This window comes from Streptomyces sp. NPDC088923 (assembly GCF_044749745.1).
Classification (GTDB): Bacteria; Actinomycetota; Actinomycetes; order Streptomycetales; family Streptomycetaceae; genus Streptomyces.
Window position 1 is genome coordinate 470,222 of the sequence record NZ_JBIVIO010000003.1, and the last position, 15,639, is coordinate 485,860.

Annotated in this window: 14 protein-coding genes; 8 read left to right on the plus strand and 6 right to left on the minus strand. The window is 74.5% G+C overall.

The window, feature by feature from the left end:
- The first annotated feature begins 99 nt into the window (after positions 1 to 99).
- Together ACIP4O_RS17615 and panD are read left to right on the plus strand one after the other, a co-directional pair.
- Positions 100 to 888 carry a GntR family transcriptional regulator gene (locus tag ACIP4O_RS17615; RefSeq protein ID WP_401575364.1) on the plus strand — a complete coding sequence of 263 codons (789 nt, stop codon included), beginning with the start codon at positions 100 to 102 and terminating at the stop codon, positions 886 to 888.
- A gap of 58 nt (positions 889 to 946) precedes the next feature.
- On the plus strand, positions 947 to 1,378 hold the full coding sequence (gene panD, locus ACIP4O_RS17620; protein ID WP_401575366.1) for an aspartate 1-decarboxylase: 432 nt from the start codon (positions 947 to 949) through the stop codon (positions 1,376 to 1,378).
- 43 nt (positions 1,379 to 1,421) lie between these two features.
- Here the strand turns inward: panD and ACIP4O_RS17625 are convergent, their stop codons facing one another.
- On the minus strand, positions 1,422 to 2,525 hold the full coding sequence (locus ACIP4O_RS17625) for a PP2C family protein-serine/threonine phosphatase (protein ID WP_401575368.1): 1,104 nt from the start codon (positions 2,523 to 2,525) through the stop codon (positions 1,422 to 1,424).
- Between the two features lie 237 nt (positions 2,526 to 2,762).
- On the opposite strand from ACIP4O_RS17625, the gene ACIP4O_RS17630 reads away from it, so the two are divergent.
- Positions 2,763 to 3,371: a LysE family translocator gene (locus ACIP4O_RS17630; RefSeq protein ID WP_401575370.1), complete on the plus strand. Its 609-nt coding sequence runs from the start codon at positions 2,763 to 2,765 to the stop codon at positions 3,369 to 3,371.
- A gap of 136 nt (positions 3,372 to 3,507) precedes the next feature.
- Entirely contained in the window at positions 3,508 to 4,986 is a 1,479-nt protein-coding gene (locus ACIP4O_RS17635) for a PLP-dependent aminotransferase family protein (protein ID WP_401575508.1), read from the plus strand.
- 6 nt (positions 4,987 to 4,992) lie between these two features.
- On the opposite strand, the gene ACIP4O_RS17640 is transcribed toward ACIP4O_RS17635, so the two are convergent.
- Both ACIP4O_RS17640 and ACIP4O_RS17645 read right to left on the minus strand, forming a co-directional pair.
- Positions 4,993 to 5,730 carry a class I SAM-dependent methyltransferase gene (locus tag ACIP4O_RS17640; protein ID WP_401575371.1) on the minus strand — a complete coding sequence of 246 codons (738 nt, stop codon included), beginning with the start codon at positions 5,728 to 5,730 and terminating at the stop codon, positions 4,993 to 4,995.
- A 51-nt stretch (positions 5,731 to 5,781) separates the two neighbouring features.
- Positions 5,782 to 6,003 carry a DUF2945 domain-containing protein gene (locus ACIP4O_RS17645; protein WP_401575372.1) on the minus strand — a complete coding sequence of 74 codons (222 nt, stop codon included), beginning with the start codon at positions 6,001 to 6,003 and terminating at the stop codon, positions 5,782 to 5,784.
- Positions 6,004 to 6,213: 210 nt separating this feature from the next.
- Here ACIP4O_RS17645 and ACIP4O_RS17650 point away from each other — a divergent pair, with 210 nt between their 5' ends.
- A complete protein-coding gene (locus ACIP4O_RS17650) occupies positions 6,214 to 7,155 on the plus strand; it encodes an SDR family oxidoreductase (protein ID WP_401575373.1) in 942 nt (313 codons plus the stop codon).
- Between the two features lie 4 nt (positions 7,156 to 7,159).
- On the opposite strand, the gene ACIP4O_RS17655 is transcribed toward ACIP4O_RS17650, so the two are convergent.
- Positions 7,160 to 7,924, minus strand: coding sequence for an MBL fold metallo-hydrolase (locus ACIP4O_RS17655; RefSeq protein WP_401575374.1), 765 nt, complete (start codon positions 7,922 to 7,924; stop codon positions 7,160 to 7,162).
- Positions 7,925 to 8,065: 141 nt separating this feature from the next.
- Between ACIP4O_RS17655 and ACIP4O_RS17660 the strand changes: the two genes are divergently transcribed.
- Together ACIP4O_RS17660 and ACIP4O_RS17665 are read left to right on the plus strand one after the other, a co-directional pair.
- Positions 8,066 to 9,388 carry an FG-GAP repeat domain-containing protein gene (locus tag ACIP4O_RS17660; RefSeq protein ID WP_401575375.1) on the plus strand — a complete coding sequence of 441 codons (1,323 nt, stop codon included), beginning with the start codon at positions 8,066 to 8,068 and terminating at the stop codon, positions 9,386 to 9,388.
- 226 nt (positions 9,389 to 9,614) lie between these two features.
- Positions 9,615 to 11,975, plus strand: a complete 2,361-nt coding sequence (locus ACIP4O_RS17665) for an AbfB domain-containing protein (protein ID WP_401575377.1) — start codon at positions 9,615 to 9,617, stop codon at positions 11,973 to 11,975.
- 85 nt (positions 11,976 to 12,060) lie between these two features.
- On the opposite strand, the gene ACIP4O_RS17670 is transcribed toward ACIP4O_RS17665, so the two are convergent.
- Positions 12,061 to 12,327: a DUF4235 domain-containing protein gene (locus ACIP4O_RS17670; RefSeq protein ID WP_401575378.1), complete on the minus strand. Its 267-nt coding sequence runs from the start codon at positions 12,325 to 12,327 to the stop codon at positions 12,061 to 12,063.
- Between the two features lie 166 nt (positions 12,328 to 12,493).
- Here ACIP4O_RS17670 and ACIP4O_RS17675 point away from each other — a divergent pair, with 166 nt between their 5' ends.
- Positions 12,494 to 14,530 carry a SpoIIE family protein phosphatase gene (locus ACIP4O_RS17675; protein WP_401575379.1) on the plus strand — a complete coding sequence of 679 codons (2,037 nt, stop codon included), beginning with the start codon at positions 12,494 to 12,496 and terminating at the stop codon, positions 14,528 to 14,530.
- 106 nt (positions 14,531 to 14,636) lie between these two features.
- On the opposite strand, the gene ACIP4O_RS17680 is transcribed toward ACIP4O_RS17675, so the two are convergent.
- Entirely contained in the window at positions 14,637 to 15,542 is a 906-nt protein-coding gene (locus ACIP4O_RS17680) for a TauD/TfdA dioxygenase family protein (protein ID WP_401575380.1), read from the minus strand.
- Positions 15,543 to 15,639: the final 97 nt, after the last annotated feature.

The following is a 15,639-nucleotide window of genomic DNA, read 5'->3' on the forward strand; positions in this document are numbered from 1 at the left end:
GCGCGTCGAGCGGAGACCGGTACGCCCCGAAAGCCTCGCGCGCGGAAGAAACCGCAGAAGTAACAGATCGTCGAAGAGGACACGGGAGGGACGCGGGGAATGTCCGGCGCCGCCGCACCCAAGAGGGAGCGGGTCCGACAACACATCCTCTCTCTCGTCAGAGGACGCGCGGCGGGAGAGGCCATTCCCTCCGAGCGCGAGCTGAGCGCGCGGCTCGGCGTCTCACGACCGACCTTGCGCGCGGCGGCGGACGAACTCGTCGCCAGCGGACTGCTGCGTCGTGAGCATGGCCGCGGCATGTTCGTCGCGGCTCCCGCGAAGACCATGCGGGAACTCGTCCCGGACAGCCGCGGCCTCGCCATGCCGCTCACCCGGGGCACCGTGACCGGCCAGGTCCTCGGATGCTCCGTGGGACGAGCGGAAGGGACCCCCGGACGACGGCTGGGAGCGGCGCCTCAGGACCTCCTCGTCCACGTCACGAGGCTGTGGAGGGCCGAAGGACGCCCGCTCTCCCTCGAACACCTCTACATCCCGCGGGAACTCGTCCCCGACCTGCCCACGCACACCCCGCAGGCCGGTCTCCACGCGCACCTCGAGGACTCCCGCGGGAGCGAGGGGTTCGAGGCGGTCCAATCGACCGAATCGGTCCTCGTCGACGAGACCGAGGCCGCCGTCCTGGAGGTACCCGTTCTCTCCCCGGCGCTGCTCATCGAACGCGTCACCACCGATGAACAGGGCCGGCCCGTCGAATACGTGCGCTCCGTCTACCGCGGTGACCGCTACCGCGTCGTCTCCAGGCTCTCTCCACCACGCCCGCGGAGGGCGCCGGCTGACCCGGTCCCGCCCACTCCCCACGCCATGGCGGGACCCGAGAGCGTTGTAAGCTAGGGGGACAGCCCTTGACCTGCGAAAACGCGGGCAGGGAGCCTACTCGTGGGAGTACCCGATGCTGCGAACCATGTTCAAGTCCAAGATCCACCGCGCGACCGTCACGGAGGCAGACCTGCATTACGTGGGATCGGTCACCGTCGATGCCGATCTCCTGGACGCCGCCGACCTGCTCCCCGGCGAGCTCGTGCACATCGTCGACATCACCAACGGTGCCCGCCTGGAGACGTACACGATCCCGGGCGAACGCGGTTCCGGTGTCGTCGGGATCAACGGGGCCGCCGCGCACCTCGTCCACCCCGGGGACCTCGTCATCCTCATGTCGTACGCGCAGGTCGACGACGCCGAGGCGCGCGCTCTCGTGCCGCGCGTCGTCCACGTCGACGCCGGTAACAAGATCGTCGCCCTCGGCAGCGACCCCTCGGCGCCCGTCCCGGGTACCGCCTCGCGCCGCAGTCCCCGCGCCGTCCCCGGCCTGTCGCACGCCTGAGTCCCGGCGATCGCCCCCGCCGAAGACCTGGCGGGGGCGGTTCTCAGGCGGGGAGCGAGGTCTCCTCGTACCGAACGGCGAGGCACGCGATGTCGTCGTCCAGGTTCCCCCTGCTCTGCCCCAGCAGCGCCCGGTGCAGCCGCCGCAGCAGCTCCTGCGGCATGAAGCCCGCCGGCACCGCGCCCGCCCACCGTTCCAGCGGGAAGAACGCGCCGCCCGGGGCCCGCGTCTCCGTCACCCCGTCCGTGTACAGCAAGAGCGTGTCGCCGGGCCCGAAGGGCACCCGCTCCACCGCGTACGTGGGGCCGAGGATCTCCGCGAGGTTGATGGGCGGGGACGCCGTGCGCGGATCGAGGCTGCGCGGGACGCCCTCGTGGAAGAGCAGCGCGGGCGGATGCCCGCAGTTCAGGAACGACAGGTGTGTGCCCTCGCGCGGGATCTCCACCAGGATGGCCGTCGCGAACTCCTCCGCGCCCGAACCGGCCCGCGAACGGCAGTAGCGGCCCATGCTCGCGTCCAGGCGTTCCGCCACCTCGGAGAGGTCGTGCGCCTCGTACGCCACCTCGTGGAACGAGCCGAGCAGCGCGGCGGCGACCCCCACCGCCGGCAGCCCCTTGCCCCGTACGTCCCCGAGCAGGAGCCGCAGGCCGAACCGCGTGTCCGCCGCCGCGTAGAAGTCCCCGCCCACCTTCGCGTGCGGCGCCGCCGCGAGGTACAGCGTCGCGATCTCCAAGTGCGCGACGTGCCGCGCCACCGGGCGCAACAGCACCTCCTGCGTCGTGTTCGCCACCGCCTCCACCTCGCTCAGCGTCCGTTCCCGCTGGGTGCGCAGATGACTCGCGTACGCGGCGGCGAGCGCGACCGCCGCGATCGCGCCCGCCGTGAACATCGAGTCGTCGTCCCTTTCGAGCACCGCGTACGCCAGCACCGCGAGCGCGCACGCCCCGCCCAGCAGCAGTGTCCCCCGCACCCGCCACAGCGAGGCCGCGAGTGCGGGCGCCACCACGAGCAGCCGCGTGAAGGGCAGCTGAGGCGGCGTCAGCACGGCCGCGAGGCCGATCGCCACCGTCAGCACCGCGGGGGCCAGGAGGACCGGGTCCCGTCTCCACGTCGCGACCCGTTTCGCTCCCGCACCCAGAAAACGCATGAAAGGGATGGTAGGGAATAAAACGCCGAGCTCCGGGTGGCGCGCCCCCGCGCGCCCCCGCGCCCCCGCGCCCCCGCGCCCCCGCGCGCCCCCGCGCCCCGGCGCGAGGGCGCGTGCCGCCCTCCTCCGCACTCCGTCGTCCCTCCGTATTGGTCCACATCAAGGCCCCCACTTTGGCCCTGTCCACAGGACCATGTGCCCGCCCAGGCTGGAGCCCTACTCGCCACGGAGGTTCCCATGACCCTGTCCTTCCTGCTCACGAGCCTCGCCGTCGTCATCACCCCCGGCACCGGCGTCCTGCTCACCCTCTCCACCGGACTCGCCCACGGCCGTCGCGCCGGGCTCCTCACCGCCCTCGGCTGCACCCTCGGCACCGTCCCCCACCTCGCCGCCGCACTCACCGGCCTCGCGGCGCTGCTCCACCGCAGCCCCACGGCCTTCGCCGTCCTCCAGTACGCGGGCGCCGCCTACCTCGTCCACCTCGGCATCTCCACCCTCCGCACCGCCCGCGCCAAGCTCGCCGTCGACGCGGCCACCGCCCCGCCCCGCGGCGCCCGCCTGCTCGTCTCGCCCGTCCTCCTCAACCTCCTCAACCCCAAACTCACCCTCTTCTGCTTCGCCTTCCTCCCCGCCTTCGTCCCGGCCCGCACCGCCGACCCCTTCGCGGCCATGCTTCCTCTCGCCCTCGTCTTCATGGCCCTGACCTTCCTCGCGCTCGCCGGTTACGCGTTCGCGGCAGCGGGGGTACGCCGCCACGTCCTGAGCCGCCCCGCCCTGCTCACGGGGGTCAACCGCGTCTTCGGCGGCAGCTTCGTCGCCCTTGGCGCGGCGCTCGCGCTCGCCTGAACGACCCGGCACGGCAAGCTTCTTGATGGACGAGGCAGCCGCGGACGCGATGAGCGCGGGAGACGAGGAGCCGGTCATGATGAACCCTGTGCACCCCGCGAACCCCATGACTCCCACGCAACCCGAGGACGCCCCGATGCCCGAACCACCGCCCGCGCACGTTGCCGACCCGGCCCCCCTCCCGGTCCCCGACCTCCTCCCGTTCGGCACCCGCGCCGTCCCCGCCCGTGACAAGACCGCCTGGCTCGTCGCCGAAGTACGCCGGGCGCTCGCCGAGGGCCGCCTCGCCCCCGGCACCCGGCTGCCCCCCTCCCGCACCCTCGCCGCCGCGTGCGGCCTCTCGCGCGGCGTCGTCACCGAGGCGTACCGGCGCCTCACCGAGGACGGCCACGTCGAGGGCCGCGGCCGCAAAGGCACCGTCGTCCGCGCCGTACCCCGCCCCGTCCCGCCGCCCCGCACCCCGGAGCCCCCGCCCGCCGACCCCTTCGCCCCGGCCGCCGAGGAGGCCGTCTTCGACGCCCTGCGCGCGCTGCCCGCCCGTATCGACCTCACCCCGGGCCGCCCGGACCTCACCGCCTTCCCCCGCGCCGCCTGGCTCCGCGCCACGCGTGCCGTCCTCGCCGAACTCCCCACCGCCTCGCTCGGATACGGCGACCCGCGCGGTGAGTCCGCCCTGCGCACCGCCCTCGCGCACTGGCTCGCCCGCACCCGCGGCCTCCTCGTCCACCCCGACGACCTCCTCGTCGTCTCCGGCGCCGCGCAGGCCCTCTCGCTCCTCGGCCCCGTCCTGCGCGCCGAGGGCATCGACCGGGTCGCCTTCGAGGACCCGGGCTCGCTCGGCGTCCGCCAGCACCTGCGCCGTACGGGCTTCGCCACGCCACCCGTCCCCGTCGACCACGCGGGCATCCGCGTCGAGGACCTGCGCGCCACCGGTGCCCGCGCGGTCCTGCTCACCCCCGCCCACCAGTTCCCCACCGGCGTCGTCACGCGCGGCGCGCGCCGCCGCGCGCTGCTGCGCTGGGCGAGCGAGGGCGGCCTCGTCCTGGAGGACGACTACGACGCCGAACACCGCTACGACCAGGCGCCGGCCCCCGCCCTGCGCACCCTGCTCGCCGACCGCGTCTGCTACTTGGGCAGCGCGTCGAAGCTCCTCGCCCCGGCCCTGCGCCTCGGCTGGCTCGTACCACCCCCGCACCTGCGGGACGCCCTCGTCGACGCCAAGCGGTTCGCCGACCTCGGCAACGACGTCCTCGCCCAGCACACCTTCGCGCGCCTCATCGACAGCGGCGACCTGGAACGCCACGTACGGCAGTCCCGCATCCGCCACCGGCGCCGCAGGGACGCCATGATCGCCGCGCTCGGCCGCCACCTGCCGGACGCCGTCGTCCACGGGGCCGCCGCCGGGCTCCACCTCACCGTCACCCTCGCCCCGTCCGTCTCCGACACCGACGTGGCCGCCGCCGCGCTCGCCCGCGGCGTCAAGGTGCAGCCGCTGTCCTGGCACCGCATGCGCCCGGGGCCCCCGGGCCTCGTCCTCGGCTACGCCGCCGTCCCCGCCACCGGGATCGAGGAAGGCGTCGCCGCGCTCGGCGCGGTCCTGCGCGCACTCTCCTGAACGTCGTCACCGCTCCCGTCGCGCCACGAGCACCCGTTCGCCGGTCTCCTCCCACCGCAGCCCGCGCCCGCCGAGCTCCCCCGTCAGCTTCTCCAGCGGCAGCATCCGGGTCAGGAACCGTTCGCCGCGCCGCCGCACCACCCGCTCCCCGCGCCGCACCGTGTACGTGAACGCCAGCTCGGCCCCCGCCTCGCACGCCGCCTCCCGCACCTCGCCCTCGTAGGTGTCATCACCCACCCGGACCGGCGTGAACACCGCGACCTCCGCCTCACGCGGCGCCCGCGCGCGCGGCCGGTCCATCAGCAGCAGCCCGCCGGGCTCAAGGACCCGCGCCGCCGCTTCCCACAGCTCACCGCGCGCCGCGTCGTCGAGCGTCGGAACCACGTTGTGGCACACCACCAACTCCACAGAAGAGTCCGGGAGTTCCGCCTCCGGAAGCGTCCCGGGATGCACCGTCACCCGCGCCCGCCGGTCCGGCCGGGACCACGCGAGACGTGTCAGCAGCAACGAGCGCATCACCGCCGAGGGCTCCACGGCGTGCACCGGCGCCCCGGAACACGCGAGCGCCATGAGACTCACCGTCCCGCTCCCCGCGCCCACGTCCACCACCGCGCCCCGCGCCGCCGCGACGCGGGCCCCGTACAACCGCGCGACGAGCCGGCCGTCCCGCTCGGCCTGGAGGATGTCGTAGAACTCCGCCGTCGTCCGGTACGCGTCCGTGCCCTCGCCCTCGTACTCGTTCATGGGGCCACGGTGCCCGCCGGGCGTCCGCCGGGGCGGAAGGCGGGGCCGGGTTCAGCGCTTCTTGCGCAGCGAGTCCGGCTTGTGGACCGCCCGCTTGCCGCTCTTGTCGCTCTCGACCTCGTACTGCGGTTCCTCGGGCGAGGCGTCGACGGTGCGCCCGGCGACCTCCGTGCGCTCGTCGACCTTCTTCGTCACCTCGCCCTCCACCTCCTGACCGTGGCTGCTCCACGCCACGTCGTCGCCACGCCGCAGCTTCTTGTCCTTCTTCGTCATGAGGGGCCGCCTTCCGCGCTCGCACGCGTCCCACACCGGTACGCGCCGCACCAGCCTCCCGCGCCCCCCGCGCCCGCGCACCCCGGGCACCGCCGAACGGCCCCGCCCGCTCGCGCCCGCCCGCGCCCCGTGATCGGCTGACTCGCGAACGTACGACACAGGACGGCGCAGGCAGCACACGTACGGCCGGACCGGCTCCAAGGAGGCCCCATGCGGCGCGGAACCGCGGCTCCCGATCACGCGACACACGAGGCCCCCACCCCCCGCCGCGTCGCCGTCGTCACCGGCGCGGCACGCGGGGTCGGCGCCGCCCTCGCCCACGCCCTCGCGGCCCGCGGCCTCGCCGTGGCCCTGCTCGGCAGGGAACTGGAGACGTTGGAGGCCGTCGCGCGCGAACTGCCCGTACCGACCTGCTCGCTGGAGGTCGACGTGACCGACGAGCCCGCGCTGCGCGGCGCCGCCGACTGCGTACGGGAACGGCTCGGGCCCGCCTCCGTCGTCGTCGCCAACGCGGGCATCGCGGCGGCCGGCCCCTTCGCGCACACCGCCGCCGCGCTGTGGAACCGCGTCATCGCCGTCAACCTCGCGGGCAGCGCCGCCACCGCCCGCGTCTTCCTCCCGCACCTCCTCGCCACGCGCGGCCACTTCCTCCAGGTCGCCTCCACGGCCTCCTTCGGCTCCGCGCCCATGATGAGCGCCTACTGCGCCTCGAAGGCGGGCGCGGAGTCCTTCGCGCAGGCGCTGCGCAACGAGGTCGCGCCCGTGGGCGTCACGGTCGGTATCGCCTACCTGCACTGGACCGGCACCGGCATGATCGAGGACCTCGACGGGAACCCGGTCCTGCGCGCGCTGCGCGCCCACCAGCCGGCCTTCGCGGGTCGCGTCCACCCGCCCGAACAGGTCGCCGCCTGGCTCGTACGGGGCATCGCCCGCCGCGCGCCCACCGTCTACGCACCGCCGTGGCTCCGCTTCCTCCAGCCCCTGCGGCCCGTCTTCCCCTACGCCGTCTCGTACGTGTCCCGCCGCGCTCTCGCCCGCCTCGCGCCCGCCGAACTGGCCCGCGAGGCCGGCGTCCTCGGACCGGGCGGGCGCGCCGACTGGGGCGCGGAGGACCGCAGTCCCGCACCCCCGGTGACGCCCCCGCACACCTGATCCCTCACGCCCCGGCGTGCTCCCTGGCCCGCGCGACGGCCTCGCCGATGTCGCCCCGGTGGACTGGGCCGTGCCCGGCGAGCAGCGTCCCGGCGCTCACCTTTTCGAGAGCGGCGAGCGAGGCGAGGGTACGGGCCCGGTCGGCGTGGAACATCCCGGGCAGCAACTGCGGGCCCGCCCGTCGCGAGGTGGGGTGGCCGGTCACGAGCGCGTCGCCGCTGACGAGTACGCCGTGCTCCGGCAAGTGGTACGCGCAGTGCCCGCGCGTGTGCCCCGGGGTGTGCACGGGCACGGGCCGCCCCGGCAGGTCCAGCGCCCCGGCGACGGGGAAGGCCCGCGGCCCGGCGACCGGCACCGCGCCGAGCCCTCCCGAGCGCACCGCGCCCACCGCCCAGGGGAGCACCCCGGGCCGCCAGGCCCGCGCGAGGATCTTCCCGAGGGTCACCTGGTGCAGGAACTCCCTGCGCGCGTGCGGCACCTCCTCCTCATGCATGAGGATGTCGGTCCCGTAGGCGGTGCGAAGGTGCTCGGCCGCCCCGATGTGGTCGCCGTGCGCGTGCGTGATCAGGACCGCCCGTACGGCCTGCGGCGCGATGCCGAGCCGCGCGAGCGAGGCGAGCACGGCGTCCCGGTCGCCGGGGTACCCCGAGTCGATGAGCGTCGCCGCGTCCCCGTCCTTGACGATCACCCAGTTCGTATCGCTCCCGTGGACCAGGTGGACCCCCGCCGCGACCTCGATGACATCCTCGTCCCGCAACCCTGCCGTCATTGCACGCTCTTTTCCTGCCGGTGACACCCACTCAACGAGGTGGGCGTCCCTGTGTCCGTCCCGGCGGGACTCCCCGCCCCGCCGTGTTCCTTCCTGCGGCATACTGCCCCGCGAGACGATCACAGGGGAAGCGGGGGAGTCATGGGGCGCACGCGAGCGGGGCTGACGGCGGGCGCGCTGTGCTGGGGGCTCCTGCTCACGGGGTGCGGCGGTGACGCGACGCCGGCGGACCCGGCACCCCTCGCCACCGGGCACCCGCACCGCCCCGCGGACCCCGCCGATCTCAACGGCGACGGGTACGCCGACGCGTTCCTCAGCGACGGGGAGGACGAAGGCGTCGTGCTGTGGGGCGCGAAGGACGGACTCGACGCGCGTCGCCTGAGCCGTATCGAGGTCTCGGGGGCACCGGTCCGCGCCGACCTCGACGCCGACGGCTACACCGACCTCGTCGCGGCGACCCCGCGCGGCACCACGGTGCTCCTGCGCGGCGGACCGCGCGGCCCCGCCGCGCCGCGCGCCCTGCGTACCCCGGCAGGCTTCCGGCCGCGCGCGGCGGGGGACTTCGACGGAGACGGCACCACCGACCTCTTCGACGGCGGCCAGGGCGGTACGGGGGACACGGACTCCCTGCCCGAGGACCCGCAGCGGCCCGCCCGCGTCCTCCAGGGCCCCTTCACCGACGACGGCGCCCCCGCCCGTACCCGCGGCGTCGATGCCGGCCAGCACGGCTACAGCAGCCCCGCCACCGTGGCCGCCGCCGACTTCGACGGCGACGGCGCGAGCGACCTCGTCCTCGGCTACGGGTACGACGCCGAGGACGACGACAACGCGCCGCGGGACCTCACCCGCGTCGCGTACTACAAGGGCGGCCCCGAAGGCCCGCGCCGCGACCGTGCGCGCGAGAAGGCCCTGCTCGCCGCGGCGGGCCCGGGCGAGGGCGGCTTCGCCTCGCTCCCCGGAGACACGGACGGCGACGCGGCCGCCGAACTCCTCGTCCCCGGCTCCGCGCCCGGAGGCCACGGACGCGTCACCGTCCTGCACGGGGGCCCCGGCGGCCCGGGCACGGGCGGGAAGCCGGACGTGTACGAGGGCAGGCAGGGTTCCTTCGGCTCCTCGGTCCTCACCGGCCGCGTCGACGGCGACGCCCGGGGCGATCTCGTCATCGGTGTCGCCGGGGCCCACCGCCACGACGACTGGATCACCGTCCGCGCCACCCGCGCCGGCACCCAGCGGCTCACCGCTCTCGACGAGGGGATGCCGGGCCGCCCGAACGCCGCCCACTGGAACGAGTTCCTCCCCCTCGCCCTGCTCGACGCGAACGGCGACCACCACGCCGACCTCCTCGCCCACGCCCCCCGCCACGACGGCGGCAAGGGCGTCTACGTCCTCCTGCGCGGCACGGACAAGGGCCTCTCCTTCCACGACGTACGTTCCCTCGCGCCCGCGAGCCTCGGACTGGGCTGACCCGGACCGGGCCGAGAACTGCGGGACGGTGTCCTGCCGATGCGGTTTACAGCTCTCTTCCAACGATGTAAAAAGTCAAGGGAGCCCCAAGTCGCTTTGTTTTCCCGCCGGTTGCCCGGCGGGTCGCGAAGGGGGGCCCGCTCTGAACCGTGCTCCAGCTTGTCATGTACGTGATAAACGCTTGGCCGGCGGACACCCCGCCCGGCGTACCCGAAGGAGCCGCACCATGCCCCCGACCACCGCACCCCCGCCCCGCACCCGCAGACCCTCCCCGCGCGCCCTGATCGCCGCCCTCCTCGCCGTCCTCGCCCTGTGCGCGGGCGCCCTCACCGCCGCCGCACCCGCCCAGGCCGCCGCGAGCGCCTGGGCCCCCAAGCCCTCACCCCTCACGACGCCCTGGACCAACCAGGTCCCCACCGACAAACCGCTCCCCGAGTACCCCCGCCCCCAGCTCACCCGCCCCGACTGGGCCAACCTCAACGGCATCTGGGACTTCGCCGTGACCTCCGCGAACGCGGGCCAGCCCGCCCAGTGGAGCGAGCAGATCCGGGTCCCCTTCGTCGCCGAGTCCGCGCTCTCCGGCATCAAGCGCAAGGTCACCGCCGACGACAAGCTCTGGTACCGCCGCACCTTCACCGTTCCGGCCGGCTGGGACGGCAGGAACGTCGTCCTCAACTTCGGCGCGAGCGACTGGCGCACCACCGTGTGGGTCAACGGGCAGCAGGCGGGCGCCGTGCACAGCGGCGGCTACGACGCCTTCTCGTACGACATCACCGCGCTCCTGAACAGGGGCGGCAGCAACACCATCGTGGTCTCCGTCCTCGACCCGACCCAGTCCGGTGGCCAGGCGATCGGCAAGCAGCGCTCGGGCGACGTCGAGCCCCACTCCGGCGGCGGCATCTTCTACACCTCCGCCTCGGGGATCTGGCAGACCGTCTGGCTCGAACCCGTCGCCCCCGCCCACATCACCCGCCTCGACATGACCCCCGACCTCGGCAGCAGCACCCTGAGGACCACGGTCCGCGCCGCCGGGGCGAACGGCCGCCAGGTCCGCGTCACCGTCTTCACGGGCGGGCGCACCGTCGGCACCGCGACCGGAACCGCCGGCACCGCGCTCAGCGTGCCCGTACCCTCGCCGCACCTGTGGACCCCCGAGGACCCCTTCCTCTACGACGTCCGCGCCGAGCTCCTCGACGGCACCGCCGTCACCGACACGGCAGGCAGCTACACCGGGATGCGCAGCATCGCCCTCGCCCGCGTCGACGGCGTCCAGCGCCCCGTGCTCAACGGCAAGTTCGTCTTCCAGACCGGCACCCTCGACCAGGGCTACTGGCCCGACGGCATCTACACCGCGCCCACCGACGACGCCCTCAAGTACGACCTCCAGAAGCACAAGGACCTCGGCTTCAACATGGTCCGCAAGCACATCAAGGTCGAGCCCCAGCGCTGGTTCTACTGGGCCGACAAACTCGGCCTCCTCGTGTGGCAGGACATGCCCGCGATGGACCTGCGCACCCCCGACAGCGCCGCCCGCACCCAGTGGGAGGCCGAGTACCACGAGATCATCGACGAGCACCGCAGCTCACCCTCGCTCGTCATGTGGGTCGACGAGAACGAGGGCTGGGGCCAGTACGACCAGGCCCGCATCGCGAACGACGTCAAGGCGTACGACCCGAGCCGCCTCGTGGACAACATGAGCGGCATCAACTGCTGCGGCGCCGTCGACGGCGGCAACGGCGACGTCATCGACCACCACAACTACGTCGGCCCGGGGAACACGAAACCGAGCGCGAGCCGCGCCGCCGTCCTCGGCGAGTTCGGCGGCCTCGGACTGCGCGTCGCGGGCCACGAGTGGTTCCCCGGCGGCGGCTTCAGCTACGAGGACCAAGGCGACGCCGCCCACCTGAACAACCGCTTCGTCGGCCTCATCGACGCCCTGCGCCTCCAGCAGATGCCCGCCGGCCTCTCGGCCTCCGTCTACACCGAGATCACCGATGTCGAGAACGAGGCCAACGGCCTGCTCACCTACGACCGCCAGGTCGTCAAGGTGGACGAGAACCGCGTCCGCGCCGCCAACCAGGCCCTCATCGCCGCCTCGCGCGGCACCCCGCCCCGCGCCACCCTCCCGACCGGCGGCTACAAGTCCCTGCGCGTCACGACGCCCGGCTTCACCGACCGCTACCTGCGCCACTACGACGGACTCGCCAACACCGAGCCCGTCTCGGCGTCCAGCCCCGCGGTGCTGAAGGCCGACGCCACCTGGAAGATCGTCCCCGGCCTCGCCGACTCCGCGTGCTACTCCTTCGAGTCCCGCAACTACCCCGGCGAGTACCTGCGCCACCGCGAGTTCCGGGTCCACCGCGAGGCGGGCGACGGCTCCGCGCTCTTCAAGGCCGACGCCACGTGGTGCGCGGTCCCCGGCGAGGGCGGCGTCCGCCTCATGGCGTCGAACTTCCCCGGCCAGTACCTGCGCCACTTCAACTCCGAGGTGTGGCTCGCCACGCCGGGCGGCACCCACGCCTACGACACACCGGACCGCTTCACCGAGGACACCACGTGGGCGGTGGAGAACCCGTGGACTCCGTGACCGGGGCCCGCTGACACCCGTGGGGCGCGCCGGCGCGCCCCACGGACCGGCCCGCCCGCATGCGGCCGGACCACGACCCCCCGCCTCAGCCGGGCCACTTTCCCGTCAGCCGCTTCGCCGCGGTCGCCCCGCCCCGCTCCACGGCCGCCCGCACCGTCGAGAAGACGGCGCCCTGGAGCGCCGCCGCCACCAGGATCTCGCCCCACCGGCGGTTCTCGTCCCCGGCCGCCGGAGCCTCGTCCTCGTGCCCGAGCCTCTTCCACGCCTGCCGGAACAGGGCCCCCGCCACCATCCCGGCGCCCATGCCGAGCGCCAGCCCCACCGGCTTGTACGCGACCTTGTCGACCTGCACGTCCCGCTCACCTCTTCCTGGTGTCCCCGGCCATCACGGCACACACTCTTCTCGCCGTGCCGTCCGTCCGCGCGTACCCCCGGCCGCCCCGGTCAGACGCGGCTCCCGCGCGAGCGGCCCCGCGCCCGTCCCGATTGCAGGGGCCGGGGGAGGGAGGGATTCTGGGGTGGTGAGCGAAGAGCCGGAGGCGGACGGCGAGGGCATCGGAGGCCTTCCGGGGCTGCGGCACCTCCTGACCGGCATCGCGCTGGTCGAGGGCGACACCTACACCCTCACGGACGCCAACGCCGCGTTCGCCGAGCGCACCGGGCCGCGCGTGGCGCCACCCGGCGCCTCCGTACCCCCCGGAGCCCTGCGCGCGGCACTGGACCGGGCCCGCCGCACGGGCCGCACGGAGCGGGTCCGGCTGCCGGCCGGAACACGTGAGGACGGCGATCCGCAAGGCCCCGTCGTCCTCCTCTGTCTGCCCCTGCGCCCCGCCGAAGGCCCCCGGCCGCTGCTCCTGCTCGCCGAAGCGCTCCCGGACACCGAGGAGACGGACGCCGGGGCAGCCGGCGGGCGCCCGCTGGACGACGACTCACTCGTCCTGCGCTATCAGGCACTGCTCTCCGCCGTCCCCCAAGTCGTCTGGACGCGCGGCCCGGACGGGCGCGTCACCCGGCTCTCCGGAACCGGCGACGCCGGACGGATCGCACTGCCGCTGCCCGCCGACGGGGAGGACTGGCTCGACGCCGTCCACCCGAAGGACCGGGAGCGCTTCACCCGCGAGTGGGACGACGCCACCGCCGAGGCCACCCACGTCACCTCCGTCGTCCGCGTACGCGTCGGTGAGGACGCACGGGCCTACCGGCACCTGCGGCTCACCGCCGTGCCCGTCGCGCGCGCGGACGGGCGGCGGGAGTGGGTCGGCACCGTCGCGGACGCCGAGGGCGAGTGGTACGCCAGTACGCGCGAACGCCTCCTCGCCCGGATGGCCGAGGTCTCCACGGCGCGCGACCTGTCCGAGGCGTTCCGCACGACCGCCGCCGTCGTCGTGCCGGATCTCGCCGACTCGATCGCCGTCTTCGAGGTCCAGGGCGCCACCGCGCCGTCCGCGCTCGCCGCGCGCTCCGCCGTCCCCGCCGAGCGCGTCGCCTTCGCCCCCGACCTCCCCGTACTGCCCCCGCTCGGCGACGGATTCTCGCTCGGGCACATGGCCGAGGAGGTCCTGCGCGACCGCGAGCCGCGCCTCGTCGTCTTCCCGGCGGGCGCACCGCCCGAGGACAAGATCTCGCCCGTCTCGCTGGCGTGGCTGCGCGAGGCCGGGGCGACGAGCCTCGCGTTGCTCCCCGTCCTCGTGGACGGCCGCGTCGTCGCCCTCGCGAGCGTCGCCAACTGCCTGGGCAACCCGCCGCCGGCCGAACCCGAACTGCGCCTCCTTCAGGACGTCCTGCAAGGGCTCAGCCGCCCCCTGCGCCGCACCCTGGAACTGCAACGCGCCCGCGAGACCGCCCTCGTCCTGCAACGCTCCTTCCTCCCCGCCGTTCCCGACCTCGCGGGCGCCGAGATCCGCGCCCGCTACGTCCCCGCCAACGCGGCCGCGGAGGTCGGCGGCGACTGGTACGACGCGACCCGGCTGGACGGAGGGGCCGTCGCCCTCACGATCGGCGACGTCGCCGGGCACGACCTCGACGCCGCGACCGCGATGGGCAGCGTCAACAGCATGCTGCGCGGCCTCGCCTGGGACGCGGGACCCCACGCCGACCCCGCCCGCACCCTGGATCGCCTCGACGGCATGGTCCAGGGCCTCGGCACCGCGTCGCTCATCACCACCGTCCACGCCCTCCTCTGTCCCGACCCCGGGCGCGGCTGGCACGTCACGCTCGCCAACGCGGGCCACCCGCCACCCCTGCTGCTGCGCGCCGCCGGACCCGTCGACTGCCTGGGCGAGGAGCCCGACCCGCCGCTGTGCGTGCCGACGGGAGAGGCCCGGAGCAGTACGAAGCTCTTCCTCGCGAAGGGCGACACGCTGCTCCTCTACACGGACGGGCTCGTGGAGATCCCGGAGGCGAGGATCACCGACCGCATCGCGCACCTGCGCCAACGCGTCGAGAAGCTCCACCGCGAAGGCCGCCCCCTGGAAGCCCTTGTCCGGGACCTCGTCGCGCACGTCCGCGCGGGCAAGGACGACATCGCGGTCATCGCCTTCCGGGCGACCGGCTGACGGGGACCGGGACCGGGACACCCGGCGGCCACCCGGCCCGGCCCGCACAGTCGGCCCGGCCCGACGGACGGCTCACACGGACACCCGCCCCCGCCCACCGTCGCCCTCAGCGGCTCACCGGCCCCACCGGCCCCACCGGCACGTCGCCCCGCAGCGTGATGCGGTGCATGACGCGGTGCTGGTCCCCGTAGTCGCGGTTGGCGTAGTGGGACGTGGCACGGTTGTCCCACAGCGCCACGTCGCCGGGCCGCCAACGGTGCCTGATCGTGTGCTCCGGCTTGGTGAGGTGCGCGTACAGGATGTCGAGGATGCCCCGGCTCTCGTACTCCGAGACCCCCGCGATGTGCGAGGTGAACCCGGGGTTGACGAAAAGGCCCCGGCGCCCCGACTCCGGGTGCACGCGCACGACCGGGTGCTCGACGGGCGAGAGATCGGTGAACACCTCGCCCTCCCACACGTTGCCGCGCCCCTGCCGCCGTCGCGCCAGGTAGTAGCCGAACTCCCTGTTCCCGTCGTGCACTGCGGTGAGCCGGTCGACGAGCGCGCGCAGTGACGGCGTCAGCGACTCGTACGCCGCCTGGCTGTCCGCCCACGACGTGTCACCCCCGGTCGGCGGCAGCACCACGGCGCGCAGCACCGAGATCGCGGGCGGCCTCGCCACGAACGTCACGTCGGTGTGCCACACGTCGGCGAAACCGTTGTCCTGGCTGTCCAGCGCGTACACCTCGTCCGGCACGCCGCCCGAGTCGTGCACGGGGTGACCGGCAGTCACCTCGCCGAGCCGCCGCCCGAACGCGATCTGCGCCGCGTCGTCGATGTGCTGGCCGCGCACGAAGAGCACCTTGTACCTCACGAGCGCCGCGCGCACGGCGGCGACCTGCCCGTCGTCCAGGCGGCCGAGATCGAGGTCGTGCGCCTCGGCGCCGAAACGGGGCCCGAGCGGAGTCAGGCGCAGGCCCGCCCCTGACCTGCCCGGGGCAGTGCTCGACACGCGGTCGTTGATGACGGTCATCGTGCTTCCTCCTTGTGCGGGCGGCGTCCCGGGCCCCCGGCGGCCTTGGCCACACGAGCGGTGCCCCCACGGCGGCGGGACGGGACGATCCAAGGCG